Origin of the sequence: Cytobacillus oceanisediminis 2691 (genome assembly GCF_000294775.2) — a bacterium.
GTDB lineage: Bacteria > Bacillota > Bacilli > Bacillales > Cytobacillaceae > Cytobacillus > Cytobacillus pseudoceanisediminis.
This window is the reverse complement of the sequence record NZ_CP015506.1, coordinates 1,087,186-1,108,157: the sequence shown is the minus strand read 5'-3', so window position 1 is coordinate 1,108,157 and position 20,972 is coordinate 1,087,186. Positions and strand designations below refer to the sequence as shown.

At 41.7% G+C, this 20,972-nt stretch carries 25 protein-coding genes and 1 riboswitch; of the genes, 7 read left to right on the top strand and 18 right to left on the bottom strand.

Translation table 11 applies throughout. The features are described from left to right. Positions 1-391 precede the first annotated feature (391 nt). Positions 392-1,216, bottom strand: a complete 825-nt coding sequence (locus A361_RS05690) for a YihY/virulence factor BrkB family protein (protein ID WP_009334894.1) — start codon at positions 1,214-1,216, stop codon at positions 392-394. A 19-nt stretch (positions 1,217-1,235) separates the two neighbouring features. After that, on the bottom strand, positions 1,236-1,616 hold the full coding sequence (locus tag A361_RS05685; protein ID WP_009334895.1) for a YtxH domain-containing protein: 381 nt from the start codon (positions 1,614-1,616) through the stop codon (positions 1,236-1,238). Between the two features lie 249 nt (positions 1,617-1,865). On the opposite strand from A361_RS05685, the gene A361_RS05680 reads away from it, so the two are divergent. Continuing rightward, a complete protein-coding gene (locus A361_RS05680; protein WP_009334896.1) occupies positions 1,866-2,096 on the top strand; it encodes a DUF1128 domain-containing protein in 231 nt (76 codons plus the stop codon). Between the two features lie 297 nt (positions 2,097-2,393). Here A361_RS05680 and A361_RS05675 read toward each other — a convergent pair whose 3' ends face one another. From A361_RS05675 to A361_RS05660, 4 genes are all read right to left on the bottom strand, one after another. Further along, the gene (locus A361_RS05675) at positions 2,394-2,909 is read right to left on the bottom strand and encodes a type 1 glutamine amidotransferase domain-containing protein (RefSeq protein ID WP_019382408.1); all 516 of its coding nucleotides are present in this window, start codon (positions 2,907-2,909) and stop codon (positions 2,394-2,396) included. Between the two features lie 83 nt (positions 2,910-2,992). Next, positions 2,993-3,742: a trehalose operon repressor gene (gene treR, locus A361_RS05670; protein WP_009334898.1), complete on the bottom strand. Its 750-nt coding sequence runs from the start codon at positions 3,740-3,742 to the stop codon at positions 2,993-2,995. Between the two features lie 39 nt (positions 3,743-3,781). After that, positions 3,782-4,756: a class I SAM-dependent methyltransferase gene (locus A361_RS05665; RefSeq protein WP_236887994.1), complete on the bottom strand. Its 975-nt coding sequence runs from the start codon at positions 4,754-4,756 to the stop codon at positions 3,782-3,784. A gap of 11 nt (positions 4,757-4,767) precedes the next feature. Continuing rightward, the gene (locus A361_RS05660; RefSeq protein ID WP_019382410.1) at positions 4,768-6,069 is read right to left on the bottom strand and encodes an FAD-dependent oxidoreductase; all 1,302 of its coding nucleotides are present in this window, start codon (positions 6,067-6,069) and stop codon (positions 4,768-4,770) included. A 227-nt stretch (positions 6,070-6,296) separates the two neighbouring features. Here A361_RS05660 and mnmH point away from each other — a divergent pair, with 227 nt between their 5' ends. Together mnmH and A361_RS05650 are read left to right on the top strand one after the other, a co-directional pair. Further along, a complete protein-coding gene (gene mnmH, locus A361_RS05655; protein WP_009334901.1) occupies positions 6,297-7,355 on the top strand; it encodes a tRNA 2-selenouridine(34) synthase MnmH in 1,059 nt (352 codons plus the stop codon). A 180-nt stretch (positions 7,356-7,535) separates the two neighbouring features. Beyond that, positions 7,536-7,859: a helix-turn-helix domain-containing protein gene (locus tag A361_RS05650; protein ID WP_009334902.1), complete on the top strand. Its 324-nt coding sequence runs from the start codon at positions 7,536-7,538 to the stop codon at positions 7,857-7,859. 327 nt (positions 7,860-8,186) lie between these two features. Here A361_RS05650 and A361_RS29270 read toward each other — a convergent pair whose 3' ends face one another. The 7 genes from A361_RS29270 to tapA form a co-directional block, all read right to left on the bottom strand. Continuing rightward, positions 8,187-8,333 (bottom strand): anti-repressor SinI family protein, encoded by a 147-nt coding sequence (locus A361_RS29270; RefSeq protein WP_019382411.1) that lies wholly within the window; start codon positions 8,331-8,333, stop codon positions 8,187-8,189. A gap of 30 nt (positions 8,334-8,363) precedes the next feature. Further along, a riboswitch (cyclic di-GMP riboswitch) is annotated at positions 8,364-8,452 on the bottom strand. 168 nt (positions 8,453-8,620) lie between these two features. After that, positions 8,621-8,887, bottom strand: a complete 267-nt coding sequence (locus A361_RS05645) for a hypothetical protein (protein WP_064328212.1) — start codon at positions 8,885-8,887, stop codon at positions 8,621-8,623. Between the two features lie 70 nt (positions 8,888-8,957). Further along, positions 8,958-9,209: a DUF5658 family protein gene (locus A361_RS05640; protein WP_019382412.1), complete on the bottom strand. Its 252-nt coding sequence runs from the start codon at positions 9,207-9,209 to the stop codon at positions 8,958-8,960. Between the two features lie 111 nt (positions 9,210-9,320). Further along, a complete protein-coding gene (locus A361_RS05635; protein ID WP_019382413.1) occupies positions 9,321-10,022 on the bottom strand; it encodes a TasA family protein in 702 nt (233 codons plus the stop codon). Positions 10,023-10,092: 70 nt separating this feature from the next. Beyond that, positions 10,093-10,692 (bottom strand): TasA family protein, encoded by a 600-nt coding sequence (locus tag A361_RS05630; protein ID WP_019382414.1) that lies wholly within the window; start codon positions 10,690-10,692, stop codon positions 10,093-10,095. An 84-nt stretch (positions 10,693-10,776) separates the two neighbouring features. Next, positions 10,777-11,355 carry a signal peptidase I SipW gene (sipW, locus tag A361_RS05625; RefSeq protein ID WP_019382415.1) on the bottom strand — a complete coding sequence of 193 codons (579 nt, stop codon included), beginning with the start codon at positions 11,353-11,355 and terminating at the stop codon, positions 10,777-10,779. 1 nt (position 11,356) lies between these two features. Next, positions 11,357-12,196: an amyloid fiber anchoring/assembly protein TapA gene (tapA, locus tag A361_RS05620; protein WP_257781354.1), complete on the bottom strand. Its 840-nt coding sequence runs from the start codon at positions 12,194-12,196 to the stop codon at positions 11,357-11,359. Positions 12,197-12,469: 273 nt separating this feature from the next. On the opposite strand from tapA, the gene A361_RS05615 reads away from it, so the two are divergent. After that, positions 12,470-12,811, top strand: coding sequence for a helix-turn-helix domain-containing protein (locus tag A361_RS05615; RefSeq protein ID WP_019382417.1), 342 nt, complete (start codon positions 12,470-12,472; stop codon positions 12,809-12,811). Next, the gene (locus A361_RS05610) at positions 12,812-13,423 is read left to right on the top strand and encodes a class D sortase (RefSeq protein WP_019382418.1); all 612 of its coding nucleotides are present in this window, start codon (positions 12,812-12,814) and stop codon (positions 13,421-13,423) included. 214 nt (positions 13,424-13,637) lie between these two features. Here A361_RS05610 and A361_RS05605 read toward each other — a convergent pair whose 3' ends face one another. The 3 genes from A361_RS05605 to A361_RS05595 form a co-directional block, all read right to left on the bottom strand. Further along, on the bottom strand, positions 13,638-14,549 hold the full coding sequence (locus A361_RS05605; RefSeq protein WP_019382419.1) for a pseudouridine-5'-phosphate glycosidase: 912 nt from the start codon (positions 14,547-14,549) through the stop codon (positions 13,638-13,640). Between the two features lie 14 nt (positions 14,550-14,563). Beyond that, positions 14,564-15,661, bottom strand: coding sequence for a carbohydrate kinase (locus A361_RS05600; protein WP_019382420.1), 1,098 nt, complete (start codon positions 15,659-15,661; stop codon positions 14,564-14,566). A 133-nt stretch (positions 15,662-15,794) separates the two neighbouring features. Continuing rightward, entirely contained in the window at positions 15,795-17,180 is a 1,386-nt protein-coding gene (locus A361_RS05595) for an alanine/glycine:cation symporter family protein (protein ID WP_019382421.1), read from the bottom strand. A 158-nt stretch (positions 17,181-17,338) separates the two neighbouring features. On the opposite strand from A361_RS05595, the gene A361_RS05590 reads away from it, so the two are divergent. Together A361_RS05590 and A361_RS05585 are read left to right on the top strand one after the other, a co-directional pair. After that, complete coding sequence (locus A361_RS05590) at positions 17,339-17,767, top strand: MarR family winged helix-turn-helix transcriptional regulator (protein WP_019382422.1); 429 nt, start codon at positions 17,339-17,341, stop codon at positions 17,765-17,767. Between the two features lie 55 nt (positions 17,768-17,822). Beyond that, the gene (locus A361_RS05585; protein ID WP_019382423.1) at positions 17,823-19,019 is read left to right on the top strand and encodes an MFS transporter; all 1,197 of its coding nucleotides are present in this window, start codon (positions 17,823-17,825) and stop codon (positions 19,017-19,019) included. 305 nt (positions 19,020-19,324) lie between these two features. Here the strand turns inward: A361_RS05585 and motB are convergent, their stop codons facing one another. After that, positions 19,325-20,122, bottom strand: a complete 798-nt coding sequence (gene motB, locus A361_RS05580) for a flagellar motor protein MotB (RefSeq protein WP_009334915.1) — start codon at positions 20,120-20,122, stop codon at positions 19,325-19,327. Beyond that, the gene (motA, locus tag A361_RS05575) at positions 20,115-20,909 is read right to left on the bottom strand and encodes a flagellar motor stator protein MotA (protein WP_009334916.1); all 795 of its coding nucleotides are present in this window, start codon (positions 20,907-20,909) and stop codon (positions 20,115-20,117) included. The genes motB and motA overlap by 8 nt, the downstream gene beginning before the upstream one ends. Between the last annotated feature and the right edge of the window lie 63 nt (positions 20,910-20,972).

Here is a 20,972-nt window from a genome sequence, read left to right as displayed (position 1 = left end):
CTCAGTTTCCCAGGCTTTTATTATGTCTGGCGCAAGCAGCCTGCCCCCTCGAGTACACAAACCAATCCTGCCACAAAGGCAAAGGACGCCTTTCAGGCTCGTCTTGTGCTTGGGGCCCCCAGGATGGGGGTCATGCAGACGTTTCCACAGGTCGTGGTGTCCTTAGTCTGCGGTCCTGCGTGATAAGGCGCTTACGCCTTTCTTTTTAATGGTAGCCGTTCTGCCCGTTAGCAGATCCGGATGTTTTTTGTTTAGGTTTATTTTTGCCTTTTTGCTTTGTGCCGCCGTCTTTTTTCGTGTGTTTTGTCATTTCGATGCCCTCCTGAAAATTCATTTTCCCCCATTACTATTGTGCTACGGAGAGAATGTTTTTAAGAAGGAAACTTTTTCATCAGCAATCCTCTTTATTGATCTTAGAATTGATGGCATTGATTTCCCCGCCAAGAATGATGATAATGCCGGATATGTAAAACCAGATCATAAGCACGATAATGGCCCCAATGCTTCCATATGTCGCGGAAAAATTGCCGAAGCTGCTGACATAGTATGAAAAGGCAAGTGATGACAGCACCCAGCCGGCTGTTGCAAAAATGGCACCAGGTACAACACTTATACACTTTAATTTTTTATTTGGGGCAATCCAGTATAACCCTGTAAACACCACAAAAAGAATGAATGGACTCACTAACCATCGGACCATATTCCATATCGCCAGAAATTGGCCTGACAAACCAAATTCTGAAGAAATAAACAAACCAATCTGTCTTCCGAAAACAGGAAGGAGCAATGCCAGTACAAACACAAAAATCATGGCAAACGTCAGTAATATCGCCATCCCGCGTGCAATAATAAAATGACGGGTTTCCTTAACGTCATACGCCTTATTAAAAGCCTTCACCACGGCATTGATTCCATTTGAAGCTGACCAGAGCGTAGCGATGATCCCAAAGGAAAGCAGCTTTCCATTTCTTTGCGTAATTTCATAGATATTGCTTTCAATAAGCTTCATGGTCTCTCCTGGTGCAAAATCCCGAACAACATTTAAGATATCCTGCTGTGTGATCGGCAAATAAGGAACGAGTGTGACCAAGAAAATTAGCAGTGGAAAAAGAGAGAGGAGAAAGAAATACGCCAATTGGGCTGCAAGTCCAAACACGTCATCCTCTTCTACTCTCCTCCATAAGTTTGGAATCAGAGCCGAAAAAGTTCGTCCCATTCCAACACCTCACTTGTTTTTAATGCGGAATCTGAACTGAATCGTCAGCAGATTTTTCCGGCAGTTCACTTGATCCCTTCAGCTTAATATCTGAAAAGGCCTGCTTTGTATTCTGGACAATCTGTGTTACTTCCGGTGCCATTTCTCTTATTTCTTCCACTGTTCCAGTAATAAAAGCGACGTCTTCACTTACCTGGTCAATCGCTGTTTTGACCTTGTTGGAAACATCCTTCACCTGATTAACTGCTTCACTTGGGTGCTTTAAGTAATAGCCGACATTGCTGGACGTTTTCCGGCAATTGTCAAAAACGGTTTCCCTTGTAGATTTGTCAAGAAGGCTTAGCGCACCGCCTGCAAGTGCTCCATATAGTACGCCTTTCCAAAACAATGATTTCCCCATATTTTATTCTCCTTTAGCAAAATTATTATATGAAAATTTGATTCGATTTTTCCCTTTTTTCCGGCTGACGAAACCTGACTCGTCCATTTCTTGTATTATCTTATGTGATTTGTACAAACTTCTCCTTTATTTTCTACTAATTTCCATGGTACATGCAAGCCTAATTTATATTGACAATTTATTGAGAACATGGAAAGATGAAAAGAATACGAAGATTCGTGAATACATAGTGATGAGAGGGTGTTGGGAATGAATAATTTGTCAGAGAAATCGGTTGAGAATGTGGAGTTTATGATTGAGGCGATTAAGGAAAAGCTGAAGGTTTTAAACTTAGGTGCTATAAAGCCTTCCCACTTTGATGAGGAAATGTATGAGGAATTAAAGGATATTTATGATCTTGTTATGAAGAAGGATTCTTTTAGCCCGAATGAAATGCAGGCTTTGGTGGAAGAGCTGGGGAGTTTGAGGAAGAATAAATAATTATTGGAGCAGCCTATTGATGGCTGCTTTTTTTGATGGGTTGTACCCTTTAAAAATAATGTACAGCTGTTGATATGGGTGCTGATTTCCGCTGCAGGCACTCGCTTTCCACGGGGCTACCGGGAGCCTCCTCGGCGTGACCGCCTGCGGGGTCTCCCCTGGTTCGCTACTCCCGTAGGAGTCTCGTACCTTTCGCTCCAATCAGCACAGTTATTTAACAATTATACGGAATAAAAACCCATATTAAGTGTATATATTAAGCCCTCTACCAACTAAGGCAGAGGGCTGTCAATTTTATTAACCTAACAACTTAAGCGATTCACGTGTAAATGCCGGAATATCACCTGGCTGTCGGCTTGTTACTAACTGGTTTTGGCAGACGACGACTTCTGAGTCCTGGAATTTGGCGCCTGCGTATTCCATGTCGACTTGGATGGATTTGTAGCCGGTTGCGTCGCGGCCTTCGAGTGTTTTAGCTGTCAGCAATAGCTGTGGTCCGTGGCAGATGGCGAATACTGGTTTCTTTTCGTCCATGAAGGATTTTGTAAATTGAACAAATCGGTCATCGGCACGAAGCTGGTCCGGTGAGAATCCGCCTGGCAGGAATAGTGCATCAAAGTCCTGCGGATTTACGTTATCAATACTTTGATCTATTTGAACAGTGGCTTCGCCCTGTTTTCCTTTAACAGATTTGCCTTGTTCCTTTTCAATTGTCACAACTTCATGGCCGGTTTCTTTAAATGCTTGGGCAGGTTCCGTGTATTCACTATCTTCGAACATCTCGGTAATTAAGCATGCGATTTTTTTACTCATTTATAACATCTCCTTTGAAAAATCTTCACATAAGGAGATTTCCCTGAATGGACAATCTTAAACGTAAAAAGGCATATTCACCTTTAAAATACCTGGCTGTCCATTCTTCTGGCAAAGTCAACAAACCTGAATTTGTCGGGTCTGTGCCTGGATTCTGTGTATTGAAAAAGGGTGGCATCGTCAAAGTAGATATAATTTTTCACCACGACAATGGCATGGAACCCTTCCATATCAAGGAGCCTGCGGTCTTCAGCAGTTGGTTCTTCCACAGTAAATTCCTTTTTGGCAAAACTGATTTTTTTCCCGAGTTCGCCCTCAATGTAGGCAAAAATAGAGCTCTGGCATATTTCTTTGTTCAAGCCCGGGACATATTTCTCAATTAAAAAATCCTTGTCCAAAATAATCCGCTCATCTTCAATCTTCCGGACACGATACACTTTCCATACCTTTTCACTTTTATCAATATGGAGATGCTTCATCTTTTCTGCATCAGGCTGAATAAGTGAAAATTCGTCCACAATCGTTTCGGCACGCTGACCCATCTTCCCGGCCAGCTCTTTAAAGCTGACCAGACCCGATATGGGGAACTGAAGCTTTTTTAAATCAAGGACCAGCGAGCCTTTCCCGCGGATTTTCTGGATAAAGCCGTTTTGCGCAAGCAAATTCAACGCTTTTCGGATGGTTTCCCTTGAAGTGGAATACATCTCCGTCAATTCATGTTCAGATGGCAGAATGGATCTGGCGGGATACTTGCCTTCCTGAATTTGCTGGGCAAGCTCCTCATAAATCACTAGGTATTTATTATTTCTCATTTCAATCACCATTTCAGTCATGTTTTACACCATTCTACCATTTATCTAGCTTGCTTTCATTTACCTGTTGGACAGCTGGATAAAATACCATCCACCTTCAGTTACGACCGGCTTGAAGGTTTTTACTTTCAGCTTCAGCTCTTTAGCGATTTGATGTATATCCTCCTCGGTCGGGGTAGGATAGAGATTTTCAAATGCAGAGAAGAAGCTGTTAAAAACACTTGAAAACTCTTCCCCTTTTTTCGAATGAAGAATGGGCGTGATAATAGTTATGGATCCTTTTCGGCTAAGCCAGCCTTTCAAGCGGAATAGCAGCTGCTTGCGATCCTCCGGCTGGATATAGTGCAGTAAGTTATTGACCATAATTAAATCAGCCTGATGCTCAGGTGAGTATTCATGGACATCCGCTGTGACAATTTTAATGCTGGGAATATCTTTGCAATTGGTTCTGGCGGAATCTGCCACCTCTTCATTCATTTCAATGCCTGCCAGTTTTGCCTGCGGGAACTTTTGGCCGATTCTGCTTAAATAGCCGCCTTCCCCGCACCCAATGTCGATGATCCTTTCCATTTTGTTTTTCTTAATGGTTTTCATCAGACGCGGCAATGCAAGCTGTTCAAGCAGTGACGAGGTTCTCGCTACGGTAGGTCCATGCTCTTCATGGTCAAAAGTGTTTTTCTTATTGGAACGGAGCAGTTCTGGATAAGAGAGTAAAGTCGGGATATGCAATTCCATCATTTCCTTCAGGATGATTCCTGTAGATCGGGGGTTTTTCGGCGTAGACGGAAGACTGAATTTAGATGCTGTCTTAATTTTATCCTTCCCTTTCTTTTTCAAATGACGGATCGAAAGCCCCACCTCCACCCACCTTAAAAGCAGCTCCTCCTGAAGATTTTTGCTTGATGCCACCTCTTTTACCGTTTTCCAGCTGCGGAACTGGGAAAAAAGGTCAAGCTCGAAGCCTACGTATGCGTGCCAGCTGTACAAAAACGGCTGGTTCTTTTTCATCCAATTTCGTGCTTTTAGTAATCTCACATATTCATTTATCATGGCTGTTCAACCTTCTTCCAGGGATAGTCATCTTTTTCTGTATAAAAATAATCACTTTTAACGGCAGCTGATAATTCTGTTTTTCTTGCCGGCAGCATTCCTGCCTGAATCAATCGATCCCACAGGCTCTCTGACCAATATCCAAGGCCTGAAACATTCAGCATTTGCTTATATTGCAGGGTTTTATCTCTTTCAATCTGCTTCAGGCCATTGCGGCGTATTCCAGTAATAACCCGGTTGGAATAGGAATAGGCTATGGCCGATAAATGGCTGAGGCCAATCATGTTTTCAGCGCGGGGCTTCCTGACTTTTTCATACCATTTAAGCTTGTCCGGCGAAATTCTTCCGCTCGCATACATCTCTGCAAGCAATTCACCAAGCACATCCGCATCCTGAATCGCCATATTCATCCCTTCACCTGCCATCGGGTGGACCGTATGGGCTGCATCCCCCAAGATAGCGAGCTTTCCATCCACATATTTATCTGCATAAAAGGCTGTCGGAATCATCAGCTGAATATCCTTCCAATTTTCCAGCCTGGTCACATACCCCTCCAATTCCGGAAAAAGCTCTAAATAGTTTTTATGGAAATGGTGAATTCCTTTTTTGAGATGTTCCTTATAAGTGCCCTCCGGAATTAAATAGACAGACCGTACTTTCGCATCCGGCAGCGGAAATAATCCGAGAAACCGTTCACCCTTAGAAATGATCTTCCCTTCCTCCAATGATTGAGGCCGGGGGAAAGTAACAGTTAAAAATTGATGATTGTACTCAATCTTTTTAATCTTGCTATTCATTACTTTTCTTGTTATGGAATTCCTTCCCTCAGCACCTATAAAAAAGTCAGCCTTCACCGTCAGCTGCTCCTTTAAATCCTTCCGCTCAACCATTAATTCGCCATTTTCATAGCCTTTTGCCAGGGTCCCTGACAAGTAATGAAAGTTTGGATATTGAAGTGCCTGTTTGAGGAGGATTCCTTTCAGCCTTTCATGCTCGATCATGAGTGAATATTTATAATCTCCCGGCAGAATGCTGTAATCCATGGCAAACTCTTTTTCCCCTTCCTCAAACGCAATTCGGGAAAATGAAAAGCCATTCTCTCGGATTACATCCAAAGCATCAAGCCGCTTAAAAATTTTCAGGCTCTTCGGCTGCAGGAGTTCTCCCTTATAAACGGAAGATGGGGCATCCAGTTTCTCCAGAACGAGGACATCAATATTGGCTTGGGCCAGCTTCAATCCAAGCGTCAAGCCGCCAATCCCTCCGCCCACAATTGTAACCTCTGTATTCAAGGACATGTTTCCACCACCTTTGCCTTTTATTTAACCTCCTTTTTAAAAAGCAAAACCAATGGATATGCTGATATTACAATGTCTGGAAAAAATTATTAGAACAAACTTTTGAAAATAGGAGTATGATTGTGGGAGACACCTATATTTTCAAAATCCTGTATAATAGAGAGAGTAAAATCAATTAACGTTCCTTTTCGGAAGATATATAGCATTATTTTTTGGAGGCAATAATAATGAGAGAAATAGCAGTCGAACAATATATCCAAATGGACAACGCAGTTCCGGTTGATGTCAGGTCTCCAATTGAATTTGAGGAGTGCAGCATTCCCGGTGCTGTCAATGTTCCGCTTTTCACCAATGAAGAGCGTGTGGAAATCGGAACACTATATAAGAGAGAAGGTTCTGATGCGGCTAAGTGGAGAGCGATGGAAATCGTTTCACCTAAAATTCCGTCCATGATGCAGAAAATCAGAGACCTGAAAAATGATGGCTTACAGCCTGTCATTTACTGCTGGCGCGGCGGCATGCGCAGTAAAGCGGTCACCACATTTATAACCTATGCGGGAGTTTCAATCCCCCGTTTAATTGGGGGCTATAGAGCGTACCGTCAATATATACTTGAAAACACAGCAGACTTGATTCCTGAAAAAGCAGTTGTTCTGCACGGAATGACCGGCGTCGGGAAAACGGATGTGCTGAAGGTATTAAGCGAAAAAGGATATCCTGTTATTGACCTTGAAGAAATGGCAGGACATCGCGGTTCAATCTTCGGATCCTTTGGCATGGGAGACGGCAGTACCCAGAAAACATTTGATGCACTATTGTATCAAGCCCTTTCTGAGGTTAAAGGTTCCCCTTATATTATTATGGAAGCTGAAAGCAAGCGAATAGGAAAGGCTGTTCAGCCGGACGAGCTTCTTGATACCAAAAAAACTGGTATTCATATTGATATGTTTGCAAGCATGGAGTCCCGTGTACAGCGTATCCTCCGTGACTATGTGGAACCTTATCAAAGAGAAGAATGGTTCAAGCCGAAAGTGGATGAAAGCCTTGTGTTTATTAAAAAACGTCTGAAAGATACTGAAATCCGCGAGCAGCTGGATGAATCAGCTGAAGCAGAAAACTACGAGCTATTTATCAAGCTTTTATTAGAACACTATTACGATCCGCGCTATGCTTTTAAACAGCATGACTATGAAGGCCAATTCCACCACGTAAATGCGGATGATGTGGAAGCAGCTGCACAACAAATTATTCACATTATTGAAAACCAAAATGCTCCCGTCCTCTGACGCGGAGCATTACTTTTTGCGAGCGACAAAAGATTTATTTTTATAAAACACAGATAACTAACTATTTAAATCGGTTGACACTGTGGTATGATGGTAATAATATTGAACAAATCGTTCTTAATATGGAACTAGATATATGATATAATCCTATTACATACAAAATAAGGTGTGTGGTATACGATGATCGGTGATCGTGTAAAAAAACTTCGCCAGGACAAGAAAATGTCCTTATCCGAGCTTGCGGACCAGGCCGGTGTGGCAAAATCATATTTAAGCTCGCTTGAGCGCAACCTGCAAACTAATCCATCGATTCAATTTCTTGAGAAAATCGCAGGTGTTCTGAATGTTCCCGTGGACCATCTGATCCATGAGCAGATCAACAAGGAAGACCTCGATTCAGAATGGATGAAAATTGTGAAGGAAGCGATGGAGTCTGGTGTTTCTAAGGAGCAATTTCGGGAGTTTTTGGATTTTAATAAGTGGAGAAGCGGACAAAAATCATAGATGCAATGAGCCTGAATGTACAGGCTTATTTTTTTTGCAAAATTAGGATCCTTTCTCATAGTGTGTTGTTTTTGCTTATTATTCTGCCCGTTGATTTCCGCTGCGGGAACTTGCTTTCCGCGGGGAGGAACGGGAGCCTCCTCGGCTTTGCCTGCGGGGTCTCCCGCTCCCTCTCCTCCCGCAGGAGTCAAGTCCCCTCCGCTCCAATCAACTCAGTAAATTAAATCAATTTATTAAATAGCATCAAACTTTACGAAAACAGCCAAAATAAAAAGCATTTCCGTATATAGAGATACCTCTAACAGAAATACTTAGCAATACCGGATATTAGGCTTCCATCAGAAGCTCTTTGGCTTTGTTATTATGTAAAAACTCTCTAATTTCTTCCTTTTGCAGGCCTAAGTTCTTAGCTTCCATAATTAACTGCAGCCACTCCAAATCAATTCCTTCGACCTTTACATTTTGCTCCGTCAAAATTCTTCCCCCCAGGATACGTATCGTATTCCAGGCAACCCAGCCATCGTAGTATTTTTCAATACCTTAGACCCGTGACTTTGCGTCCTCATTTTTCAATGAGTTTGCCTTTTTCTGCGCCTATCGACTCAAAGAAATATTTTCCATAGATGTATTCTACTATGGCCGTATTGCTAACGTTGTCATATTTTGTAATTTTTATTAATTATTTTAATATTAAATTAATTTGATTTTCGACAAATTTCTAATTGATCTAGGTTCTTTTGATTACCTGTACCCCTCATCTTTTAAAGGAAGTTGTTATTAATGGTCGAACTCTTTTTTGAGTAGTAGGAAAGTCCGATTCTTTTTCTGAAATTTTTGCTGATTTGTTTTATTGAATCGGTATGCGAATTTATACATTTTTTAAAGGTCGTGTGGACTGGTTCGAGGGTCATAGCATTCAGAAAGACTTCATCCGTTAAATTAGATCCGCATATCGGGCATAGCCAGTCACCCGATTCACTGCTGCTGTATGAAGGCTTGTGGCATTTATTGCAGTTCTTTCGGTACATTTTCAGCCTCCTTATTTGACTAAGAATAGTATTTTTACTCTATCTTCATAAATCCATAAAACATGAAGTACTAATAAAGATAAGCTGCACCTCTTGCCAATACCTTTACCTTGGTTTGCGTCGGAAAATTAGTCGAAGTTGAGAGCAGAATTAAAAAGCCTGAAAAAACAGCTTTAACAGAAAGAAATAATAGGGGTTCTATAGTATATATAAAATCCATTATTAGATTCACTTCTTCAATCAGCCAAAGTCTAATTCCAAAGAACGTCAAGAGACCATCCAGAAGATTAATGAAGGCAAGATACTGCAGATTTTCTTTCATAAGTTCACCGCTTAATGAGCAGCTTTTTGATTATATTCATTAACTGCTTAAATAAGTTCTAAACACGAATAAAAATTAAGGCCTTAAAGAATCAGTTCCTCAGGCCTTAATCTAAGTATCACTCCGAAGCCTTCTATAACGCCATAATAAAATTACGCTTCCAGTACTTAAAAATAGTGCACCAATAAGTAATAAATTATAATTATTAGTTGCGGTATTTGGGAGCTTATTCACTTTCTCTGGAATTACCGTGGCATCTGTTGATGGTGGTGAAGTATTAGTTCCCCCTCCAGAATTATTATCTCCTGATCCGGGAGTCTCGTTGTCGGTTCCAGAATCACCTGTTGCTTCCGCAAGAAAAATGATTTCAACCTCTGCGGCGGAATTTTGAAATTCATTTCCCAAATGCTCTGGCATTGTTACTTGGAAAAATAAAGTTTCTTCTGTCCCCTTCCCTAATTCTCTGGGAGAGAAGCCTTTAAAATCCTTAAGTTTTCCTTCGTAAAGCATCTTTGTATCTTTCTTAACCTCAAGCTCTAATTCCTCAAAAAGTCCTTTAATAGACTTCGATTTTCCAATGTTAGAAGTATATTTAAAATCTTGATTGCCATCATTTTTTATCGTTATGTTTCGGGGCATCCAGTCGCCTGGTTTTAGGTTTTCAACATTAAATAATACCCCATGCGTAGTAGAATTTATATCTATCTCTTTTGCAACTGCACTAACACTTTTCTGACCTATAGATATAAAAAGAAGAAATCCTGCTATAATTAAAATCTTTATTGGTTTTGCCAGCAGACTTTGGTTATTCATGGCATTACCTCACGTAGGTTGATTTAACAAAAGGTGGGAACGGGATTCCCACCTTTGTTATATTAGTAAATTACCTGCTTTGACCTGCAGTTTGTTTTGCATCAAACTTCCAAGTAAGAGCAAGGGAAGCATTCTGAAACTCATTTTGATCCTGGCCATTATCAACGAATTGGAATTGTACATGTAGCTCGTCGCTATCTCCAGATTTAAGACCGTCTTCCTCTCCAAACAGGAATTCGTTAAATACAAGACGACTAAGATTATCAACGGCATCAGGAGTCATTGTCTTTAATTCATATAGTGTTTTGTGAGTAATAACATTAGAAGGATTAAACAGTCCGTTCTTATCTTCATTTTTTAAGAAGTTAACTCTTATATGTTTTGCAAACTCATTTGAGGTATCTGGAAAATTGGTTGTTAATAACACTTTAGAAATATCTAATGAACCATCGTTTTTTAAAGTAAATGAACGATTCATCCAATCACCTGGCTTAATATTACTTACATCAATAATAGTTGTAGGATTAACAGCTAAATCCAATTCACCTGCTGCAAATGTATTATTAGTTGTTTCTACATCATTAAAGTATGCAAATGTCCCTCCACCGACTAATGAAATACCAAGTGCTGCAGATGCAATTCCTAAACCTAACTTCTTTTTAAGGCTCATACTAAATTTCCTCCTCTTACCCCATATTGGGTATGTATGTTTTTTTATATTGACCCTTGTATTTCTACAAGGAGAACAATCAAATTAAGCAGTTTTTTCGTTTGTATCTGTATTTTTGTCTTTTGGATCCAGTTCTCTTAATGCTTGGAAAATGGTGAATGCTGCATATCCAAGCAGTAAAATTCCAGGGACAATCAACAATATCGCACTTCCTTCTTTCGATTGAGCAAAATCTATAAAATATCCCACATAAGGAATGGTGAAACCAGTATAAACAGCTCTTACATTTTCAGATAGCACAGGTTCCATGTCTGCAGTTTTGTTGTTATCTCCCTTTGTTTCATACATGACATGATCTCCGCTGCTGCTGACACCGATTACGCGGTGAGTAATTAATTTTTCTTCGCTTGCCTGGAATGTAATGACATCATCTTTCTTAAGAGACTTTCTTTCTTCAGAGCTAAGCGGCTTTACTGCAATAACAGACCCAGTTTGGAAGGCAGGCTCCATAGAGCCTGATAACACTGTCTTAAGCTGATATCCAAAGGCCTGCGGCTCTCCTCCTGATGCTTTGGAGGAGACCACTAGGAAGGCCATTAATATTAAATTAATGAATAGAACCGCTGTTATAATGTTGCTTATAATTTTCAATGCTTTTTTCAAGCTATTCACCTGCCTCATTTGTGCTTTCTTCGGAATTAACAGGAGCTTCTGAAGACTTAGCCTTGGTATCTTCCGGCTTTGATTCTTCTTTTGGTTTCTCTTGTGGCTTTTCTTCAACTTTAGGCTGTTCTACCTTCTGCTCTTCTTTTGATTCTTCTGCTGGCTTTTGCTCTGGATTCTCTTGAGATTTATCTTTTGTTGATTCAGCTGCTTCTTTTCCAGTTTCCTCTGTCTGATTGCTTACCTGTTCCTTGGCAGCCTCTTCTGTTACATCTGCCTTTTGTTCCGTTTTTTCTTCTTCCACATTGTCAGTCTCACCTGCATCTATGCTTACTGTTATAGCTTCACTCCACAGCTCCCCATTTCCAGGATGATCTTTGTGCTGATAGGCTTTAAACATATAGGATCCACTTTGCTGAGGAATAAAAGAAACTTCTATTATTTTTCCTTCTTTAATAGGAGCAAATGTCAGCACTTCACCAACAGACTTTCCTTTCTTGGGATTCCCTTTCTCAATGTAATAAATTTCATATGTTCCATTCGTTTTCATATCTGACCCTGTGTTTTGAATGGTTGCATATATCTTCTGTCCATCATATTTTTGTCCAACGAATTTTAGAGAGCTGCAATCCCATTCCCCATGCTTCTCACCTTTAGAGCACCCAGGCTCTTCTGTCTCCCAGGTACCCGCTTGAATGGTCCCAGTTACTGTGTCCCTATCACTAAAATAGGCATTCGTCTGCCCAGTCAAAGTTGCCGACATCCCAATAAGCAGATACCAGGCAGCCACAAACTTAAATGCAAGCAATAGGATCTTATTCTTCTTCCCAAATTTTCTAATCCGTTTGTATCGTATAAGAACCCCCTCCTAGTGAGTTGATGTTCTTTGTTTTCGTTTTTTTCGTTCTTTTTATCGAACCAATAAGTCGAGTATAGTTCATCCGTCTTATTTTGAGAAATTCCAAATTCAGCCGAATTTTCGTTTTAAAGAACGTTTTTCGTTCTTTTTCTAAGAATATCTCGAGAATTCTCACTATTTTGTATTTTTTATTGAACAATTTGTTCGTTATAATGAAAAAGTCTTTACATTTTATGATAAGGGAGTATTATGCCTATGATAGGTAGCCGGATTAAAACCTTAAGAATCAAGAAAGGATACTCAATTAATGAGCTTTCTGAAAAAGCGGAGGTATCCAAATCGTACCTAAGCTATATTGAGAGAGGCATACAGGAGAACCCTTCATTGCAGGTTTTATCACGAATCGCCAGGACACTGGATGCTAATCTTGAGGATCTGCTGGAAGAGAATAGAGAAGATATTACAGACTTGTCTAAGCTGGATGAGGAGTGGGTTTCCCTTGTCAAAGAAGCAATCAGGCAGGGAATTACGAAAGAGGATTTCGCTTATTATCTGGACTTTATTAAATTTAAGAAGTTGAATGGAGGTAATTCTTAATTGAAGGTTAAAAGCCGTTTGCTGCTATTAGCTGCCTCCTTCTTTATCTTAATCGGAGGCGGATTGGTCCTGTTCTCGCTGCAGGAAATGTACGCTCAAGAGAAGAAAACAAAGGATTCTTTAGCCCAGGCACAAGAAGGAGTTCAGAACGAAGTAAACAAAGAAAGTAAAAGTGTTCTCCTAACAGAACAGCCAATAGATATATCCTTCGAGCAGGGTGAAGCTATTGGCATCTTAAAAATCCCCCGTTTAAAAGCAGAACTTCCCATTATAGAAGGAACAGATGAGGATGAGCTGGAAAAAGGGGTTGGCCACTACTCCACAACTGTACTTCCAGGGCAGCCCAATCAGATTTTATTATCAGGGCATCGGGATACGGTCTTTCGAAGACTCGGCGAACTTGAAATCGGTGATATTTTTGAAGTCAGCATGCCATATGGTAAATTTACATATGAAATTACCGATTCTAAGATTGTTGATGCAGACGATACCACTGTGATCCGCTCCACCGCTCCTAACGAAATTCTCACTGTTTCCACCTGCTACCCCTTCTCATATGTGGGCAATGCACCATCCCGGTATATCCTGAATGCCAAAAGAATACAAAATTAAGAGGCACATTCCAAAGGAAGTGCCCTTTTTACTGCATATAGACAAACACCCTTCCCCCATATAAGACCCTGTACATATCATCTAATATATGGGTTCCAGAAGGGACAGATCCTGATGATCAACTTCTTAAGATTACTATTATATTTAGCCATCATCATCACAGCTATCATTCTATCAGTATAAAAAGCCAGACTCCCTAAGTCTGGCTTTCCCCTTACTTATTCAAACTAACAGCAATCTTAGAGCCCACTTCCGCATTATGCTTCACCAATGCAATGTTCGCTGTCAAGCTTCTTCCTTCTGTTAACTCCTTCACTTTACCTAGTAGGAATGGCGTTACTTTTTTGCCTGCGATATTGTTTTCTTTTGCTTCTTTAAGAGCAGTTTCAATAACATTTGTGATGAACGCTTCTTCCAGCGCATCTTTTTCAGGGATTGGGTTGGCAATGACGACGCCGCCTTTTAGGCCCAGTTCCCATTTTGTGCGGATCATTTCGGCTGCTTCTTCTGCATTATCCACCCGGTAGTTCACGCTGAACGGACTTGTGCGTGTATAAAAGGCAGGCAATACATCTGTTTCAAATCCAACGACCGGAACGCCGTGGGTTTCTAGATATTCGAGCGTTAACCCGATATCCAGGATGGATTTTGCACCTGCACAGATAACAGCAACATTGGTCATCGCAAGCTCCTGAAGATCAGCCGAGATGTCCATTGTGGTTTCAGCTTCGCGGTGAACTCCGCCAATTCCGCCTGTTACAAACACTTCAATGCCGGCAAGCTCTGCACAGATCATGGTGGCTGCTACAGTTGTCGCACCATTTTTCTTTTTCGCTACCAAATATGGAAGGTCACGGCGGCTTGCTTTTTCCACGTCCTTGCTTTGGGCCAGGAACTCCAGTTCCTCATCTGACAGACCGATTTTAATTTTTCCGTTTAAAATGGCGATCGTTGCAGGAACAGCACCGTTTTTGCGGATGATTTCCTCTACCTCTTTTGCCGTCTGAACATTTTGCGGGTATGGCATTCCATGTGAAATGATTGTGGATTCAAGGGCAACAACCGGTTTATTTGCTTTCTTTGCTTCTAACACTTCTTCTGAGTACTCAAGCCATTTTTCTAACATGATGTCACTTCTCCTTAGTCGAAATATTGTTTGAATGTTTCCTGCAAGCGTGTGTTGTTTAGATTAGGATTAACGGTTTCAAGGGACTGCAGAGCCAGCATGGAGCAGGACATGCCGATTTTGCAGGCATCCTCTGTGCTCAGGCCCTTTAAATGGGCAAAAATAATTCCTGATACAAGCGAATCACCTGCACCTGTCACATCGGCAATTTTCACCTTCGGAGGAAGTTGCACACCTGCTTCACCCCTGTTTGTAAAGTAGATCAGCCCTTTATCTCCCCGGCTGATAACGACTCTTTCAACGCCTTTTTTCATAATCTCCTGTGCCGCCTTAAAGAAGTCTCCTTCATTGCTGATCTCCATCCCCGTTAGTGCTTCTGCCTCATTTTGGTTGGCAATCAGCCAGGTAACACCCTTCAGATCATCCGGCAGATTTTTTATTTTTGGTGCTGAAACAGGAGTAATGCAAAGAGGAATGTTCTCTTCATAGCACCTTGTAATAATCTGTTCCAGAACCTTGGGCGGGAAGTTTGTATCGAGTATCACCATTTCGGATGATGCCAGGTAACCCCACTTCTTCTCGACAAACTCTCTGTTAACGCTTTCATAAATAGACATATCAGCGAGTGCTACAGCCATTTCTCCTTCAAGGTCAAGCACTGCTGTATAGGTACCGGTGGTGGATCCTGCCTGCGACTGTGAAGGAGTGACATCAGCAAAAGCTTTCGTATATTCAAGAAGCCATTCACCTTCCGGATCATCTCCCACTACTGTCATCAAACCCACATCACAGCCCAGCCTGCCAAGGTTTTCTGCAATGTTGCGGGCCACTCCGCCGCAGGATTGGGAGCTTTCTGCAGGGTTCGATGTTCCGTATTGGAGCTGCCCTGTTGTCTGGATTTTTCTGTCCACATTGGCGCCTCCAACACAAAGCACTTCTTTCTTTTGCGGCAGGATATAAGCTCTGCCAAGAATTTTCCCCTGCTTGGTCAGTGAAGAGATATAGCCGGCTACTGCGGACCTGGAAAGTCCCGTTTTTTCTGCCAGCTCGTTTTGGGCAATAAAAGGATCCTCTTTAATCAGCTGCAAAATCAATATTTCTTTATCATTCATAATTGACCAGCCCTGCCTTATTAAACTTTTGTCTATATTATAAACTTATGTCCATTTATAACACAAGTGTTATTTTTCAAAAAATTTGCGAAGTTAATAAAAAAGCCTCCCGCCATAAGCGGAAGACCAAACTTTACGCAGCATTATCATCTTTTTTAATATCCTTTAAATAATATTTTTCTGAAGTGAAAAACTCGTTTTTCAGCTGTTTAACCTCTTTGCTTAGAAGGAGAACAGCAACGATGTTTGGTATCAAAATCATGGCAAGAGCCAGATCAAGGAATTGCCAGATTGTTTTCGCCGCTCCCACTGAGCCAAGAACAATGGCAGCAATGTAAACGACTTTAATGGCTTTTCCGGCAAATGAGCCAAATAGGAACTCTGCCATTTTGGATCCATAAAAGACTACGACAATGATCGTTGAAATGACAAAGAATACCAGGGATACAGCAACAAGAATACCTCCAAATGATCCAAAGTATTCCGTAAATGCCGCTGCTGTCAGGGCTGAAGGATCTTCCATTGCCCCTTCCCTTGTCCACACCCCGGAGGATAGGACAACAAATGCCGTTGCAGTACAAACAATCAGCGTATCAACAACGATTCCGATGATCGCCCAAAATCCCTGGCGCACCGGGTGATCGGTTGTGGCTGCAGCATGGGCAATCGGAGCGGTTCCGAGTCCTGCCTCATTGGAATATAATCCTCGAGCAAATCCCCAGCGAATGATTTCGCCAATTGCCGCTCCGGCAAATCCGCCCATTGCAGACATTGGCTGAAACGCATAAGTGAAGATTAATTCCAACACTTCAGGAAGTTTGCCAAGATTCATAAATAAGACTACTAACGCCGCACCTACATAAATGAGAGCCATAAACGGAACAAAGATTTCGGTCACCTTGCCGATTCTCTGAATCCCGCCAAAAACAACTAACGAAACAAGTACTGCTACAGCAATTCCTGTATAAAGGCCATCAATTTTAAATGTCTCGCCAACCGCTGCTGCTACTGCATTTCCCTGTACCATGATGCTTGGAATCAGTTCAATCATCAGCGCGAACGCAAAGATCACACCAAGCCACTTCATGTTAAGTCCTTTCGTCATATAATACATAGGGCCGCCCACATATTCTCCATCTTCATTTTTTTCTCTGTACTTAATGGATAATACACTTTCCGAGAACTTGATGGCCATTCCAATGAGCGCAATGATCCACATCCAGAATACGGCACCTGGACCGCCAAACATGATGGCTGCCGGCACACCTACAATATTCGCGGCACCAATGGTAGAAGCAAGTGCTGAAGTGAGTGCCTGCAGCGGTGTAACGGTTCCTTTCCCCTTCGGCTTTTTAAACACACTTCCGAATGTTTGCTTAAAAATATATACCGGATAACGGAACTGGAAGAAACCAAGCAAAAAGGTTAAATACAGTCCTGTTCCGGCTAATAATAGGATGATGGGATATCCCCACAGCCATCCTGAAATATCTCCTACGGCTTCTAATAACTTATCCAAAAAAATTTCCCCCTTATTGTTGTGCACAGTTGCCCTTATTCTTCCATTCCCTTTTATTTGGCAGTTAAACACTTAGTTAGCAAAAGAATAGAAGAGGTGGACATATTCGTAAATTTCATGTATAGTTAGCTAGGTAATTATTTTAAGCAGGTGAATACATGCACCCTAATCAAAGTGAGTTTTTTCATTCTATAAACCAATTTACACGCCATTTTTCCAAAGTACTTAATGAAAGTTTAGTGCCGCTTGGTTTATACGCTGCTCAATGGACGATTATTTACCGTCTGAAAATTGGAGGCCCGAGCACTCAAAAAGAGATTTCTTCTTATCTTGGCGTTGAGGCTCCGACCATGACCAGGACATTGGCCCGTCTTGAGAAATCGGGCTGGATCACGAGAACGGCAGGAAAGGACAAACGTGAAAAATTGATTTCACTGACTGATGCAGCCATCCAGGAATACGACAATTGGCTTGCTGCAGTAAGATCAAGTGAAAGCAATGTCCTGCAGAATATTACGGAAGAAGAAATCAGCACGATGATCACAATTATGGCAAAAATGAGAGAAAATATGGTACCAGGCACCTAGACCAGTTCACCAAAGTGGTCCAGGTACCTGGTACTTCATTGTTAGGAGGACAACTATGAAGAAACAGCCATTATGGACGAAGGATTTTTTGAGTATTTCTATTACTAGCTTTTTCTTATTTATGGGGTTTTATGTTTTGCTGACTACGCTTCCCCTTTATATTTTGGATGATTTAAAAGGGGATGAAACACAGGTAGGTCTGATTATTTCAGTCTTTCTGATTGCTGCAGTGATCAGCCGGCCTTTTACAGGGAAATGGATTGACGAGGTTGGACGCAGAAAGATCCTGATTGCTTCCTTGATTGTATTTGCCGTATCTTCTTTGCTTTACTTCTGGGCTGACTCTACACCCGCTCTTTTAGCACTGAGATTCCTGCACGGAGTTGGATTTGGCATGGCTACCACTGCAACTGGAGCTATCGTTGCTGATATTGTACCGAATGAACGCAGAGGCGAAGGACTTGGATATTATGCAATGTTCATGAATCTGGCCATGGTCATTGGCCCGTTTGCCGGTTTGACGATTGTTCAATATGCAAATTTCTCATGGATTTTTGCTTTATGTACAGTTTTATCTTTTATTGCTATCTTGCTGGGTGCTTTTGTAAGAATACCGCATAAAGCAGAGAGCTCTGTGAAGCATCCAAAATTTACCCTTTCAAGCTTATTTGAAAAAAGTGCAGTTCCCGTGGCGATTTCTGCAGGCATCCTTGCTTTCGCTTACTCAGGAATTCTTTCCTTTATTTCTGTTTATGCGAAAGAGCTTGATTTGCTTGAAGCTGCCAGCTTCTTTTTTGTGGTATATGCGGCATTTATTATTATGTCCCGCCCATTTACAGGCCGCTGGTTTGATGCGTACGGAGAAAATAGAGTGATCTATCCGGCCATTATTCTTTTTGCCGCAGGGTTATTTTTACTAAGCCAGGCAAACAGTACCTTTGTGTTTTTGCTGTCAGGTGCGATAATCGGATTGGGATATGGCACCATTGTTCCGGGTCTCCAAACGGTTGCAATTAAGCAGGCTGATCCAGCTAAACGCGGACTTGCTACCTCAACCTTCTTCACACTTTTTGATACCGGAATTGGACTGGGATCCTATGTTCTTGGAATACTTGCTGTAAAAACAGGCTTCGCTTCACTTTATTTTATGCTTGCGGGCGTGGCACTGTTTGGATTACTCGTTTACTATTTGCTCCATGGAAAAAAGACAGAAGCCAAAACCATTCATTCAGAAGCAGATCTTCCATTATAAGAGCCCATTTGCGGCTCTTTCTTTTTGTCAATCTTAAATTATGTGTATTTTCTGAATATTATTTGTCTTTTTTGTGAATGTTGGCATATGATGTAATTAATACCTTTTGGGAGGTTTGCTAATGACCATTGTTCATGTATTGAACTTTTCTATTCCAATTGCCTGTGTATTTCTATTTGGTGTAATGGTCGACCGCATGTGTAAACCGGAAGGCACGGAACAGGAAGCAAATGAATAATGATTTTTCATTCAAAGCGGCTGGATCACAGCGCTTTTTTTATTTCACCGCAAAAAGAAACCAGCCCCTAAGGCTGATTCCCCGTTCTTGGCAATATTAAAATTTCTACCCGTCTGTTCTTCGCTCTGCCTTCCTTGGTATTATTTCCGGCAACCGGCTGGAATTCTCCGAAGCCTTTGGCACTGAACCATTTAGGGTCCAGCTGGTCATTTTTCAGAATTATTTTCATAAAATTGACAGCGCGCATCACACTGAGTTCCCAGTTGGACTCGAAGCTTGAGTTGCGGATCGGGACGTTGTCTGTATGGCCGCTTATGATAATGTTTCTTGGCGGGTCCATGATGAGAAGCTCTGCAATTTCACTTGCCATATTTAAATCCTGCTCACGGACTTCTGCACTTCCTGAGCCGAACAGGACATTATCCCTGATTGACACAAGCAGTCCTTCGGTGGTTAAAGAGGTTTCCAGTTTATCCGCCAGGTTTTGATTTTCAATAAAAGCATTGACTCTTTGCTGCAGCTCTGCCAGTTCTTCCTGATCGGCAGCCTGCTTCAGCTTTTCTTTTTCCAATTCATCCATTGCTGCCATCTCCTCCAAATCCTTGCTTGGCTTTTCGGACACAGCATCAGTGGATTGCATTTGGCCTTCTGGCATTGGACTTGGGAATTCAAATACCCCAGTCCCTCCTGAAAAGACATCATTGAATGCCTTTGAGAGCTTCTGAAATTTCTGGGCATCTACGGAACTCATTGCGAATAGGACAATGAATAGGGCCAGAAGCAGTGTTAATAAATCAGCATACGGCAATAGCCAGGATTCATCTACATGCTCCTCATGGTGCTGCTTCTTTTTCCGCCTACTCATCCTTCGCCACGCTGCTTTCTTCAAGGAATTTCCGGCGTTCTCCTGCAGGAAGGTAGGAAGCAAGCTTTTGTTCTATTACCCGAGGCGCCTCCCCTTCTAAAATAGAGAGAATGCCTTCGATCATCATACTTTTAATTTTTGCTTCCTGCTTGGATTTTCTCTTAAGCTTATTGGCAAACGGATGCCAAAACACATAACCTGTGAAAATCCCCAGCAAAGTCGCTACGAATGCCGCACTGATGGCATGACCGAGGCTCGTGGTATCCTCCATATTACCCAGTGCTGCAATTAATCCAATTACTGCTCCCAGCACTCCAAGGGATGGGGCATAGGTGCCTGCCTGGCTGAAAATCTGGGCTCCGGCCTGATGTCTTTCTTCCATCGCTTCGATTTCTTCGCTTAATACATCACGTATATAATCGGCACTTTGGCCATCAACGGCCAGAGATAAGCCGTTCTTTAAAAAAGTATTTTCGATTTCGTTCGTTTTGACTTCAAGTGCAAGTAATCCTTCTTTTCTTGCCAGCTGAGCCCAATCCGAAAACATCTTAATCATCTCAGCCGGGTTCATCAGCTTTTCTTCTTTAAATAAAATGCCGAAAAGCTTGGGCACCCGTTTGATTTCATTTGTTGGAAATGCAATAGCCACTGCTGCTGCAGTTCCCAGGATAATGATCAGAATAGCGGCCGGATTAATCAGAACAGACGGGGAAACCCCTTTAAAAACCATCCCTACTCCAACTGCTATGATCCCTAATATTACGCCTATAATCGTTGTTTTATCCATGCAAGCCACACCTTCTATGTAGTCTGAAAATCTCTATTACCTTCTATTATTAATTTCGGATGA

What these genes read in the sequence shown, in the direction of transcription:
- A361_RS05690 (WP_009334894.1), bottom strand. Translation starts at nt 1,216, where the DNA reads ATGGGACGAACTTTTTCGGCTCTGATTCCAAACTTATGGAGGAGAGTA.
- A361_RS05685 (WP_009334895.1), bottom strand. Translation starts at nt 1,616, where the DNA reads ATGGGGAAATCATTGTTTTGGAAAGGCGTACTATATGGAGCACTTGCA.
- A361_RS05680 (WP_009334896.1), top strand. Translation starts at nt 1,866, where the DNA reads ATGAATAATTTGTCAGAGAAATCGGTTGAGAATGTGGAGTTTATGATT.
- A361_RS05675 (WP_019382408.1), bottom strand. Translation starts at nt 2,909, where the DNA reads ATGAGTAAAAAAATCGCATGCTTAATTACCGAGATGTTCGAAGATAGT.
- treR (WP_009334898.1), bottom strand. Translation starts at nt 3,742, where the DNA reads ATGACTGAAATGGTGATTGAAATGAGAAATAATAAATACCTAGTGATT.
- A361_RS05660 (WP_019382410.1), bottom strand. Translation starts at nt 6,069, where the DNA reads ATGTCCTTGAATACAGAGGTTACAATTGTGGGCGGAGGGATTGGCGGC.
- mnmH (WP_009334901.1), top strand. Translation starts at nt 6,297, where the DNA reads ATGAGAGAAATAGCAGTCGAACAATATATCCAAATGGACAACGCAGTT.
- A361_RS05650 (WP_009334902.1), top strand. Translation starts at nt 7,536, where the DNA reads ATGATCGGTGATCGTGTAAAAAAACTTCGCCAGGACAAGAAAATGTCC.
- A361_RS05645 (WP_064328212.1), bottom strand. Translation starts at nt 8,887, where the DNA reads ATGTACCGAAAGAACTGCAATAAATGCCACAAGCCTTCATACAGCAGC.
- A361_RS05640 (WP_019382412.1), bottom strand. Translation starts at nt 9,209, where the DNA reads ATGAAAGAAAATCTGCAGTATCTTGCCTTCATTAATCTTCTGGATGGT.
- A361_RS05635 (WP_019382413.1), bottom strand. Translation starts at nt 10,022, where the DNA reads ATGAATAACCAAAGTCTGCTGGCAAAACCAATAAAGATTTTAATTATA.
- A361_RS05630 (WP_019382414.1), bottom strand. Translation starts at nt 10,692, where the DNA reads ATGAGCCTTAAAAAGAAGTTAGGTTTAGGAATTGCATCTGCAGCACTT.
- A361_RS05615 (WP_019382417.1), top strand. Translation starts at nt 12,470, where the DNA reads ATGATAGGTAGCCGGATTAAAACCTTAAGAATCAAGAAAGGATACTCA.
- A361_RS05605 (WP_019382419.1), bottom strand. Translation starts at nt 14,549, where the DNA reads ATGTTAGAAAAATGGCTTGAGTACTCAGAAGAAGTGTTAGAAGCAAAG.
- A361_RS05600 (WP_019382420.1), bottom strand. Translation starts at nt 15,661, where the DNA reads ATGAATGATAAAGAAATATTGATTTTGCAGCTGATTAAAGAGGATCCT.
- A361_RS05590 (WP_019382422.1), top strand. Translation starts at nt 17,339, where the DNA reads ATGCACCCTAATCAAAGTGAGTTTTTTCATTCTATAAACCAATTTACA.
- A361_RS05585 (WP_019382423.1), top strand. Translation starts at nt 17,823, where the DNA reads ATGAAGAAACAGCCATTATGGACGAAGGATTTTTTGAGTATTTCTATT.
- motB (WP_009334915.1), bottom strand. Translation starts at nt 20,122, where the DNA reads ATGAGTAGGCGGAAAAAGAAGCAGCACCATGAGGAGCATGTAGATGAA.
- motA (WP_009334916.1), bottom strand. Translation starts at nt 20,909, where the DNA reads ATGGATAAAACAACGATTATAGGCGTAATATTAGGGATCATAGCAGTT.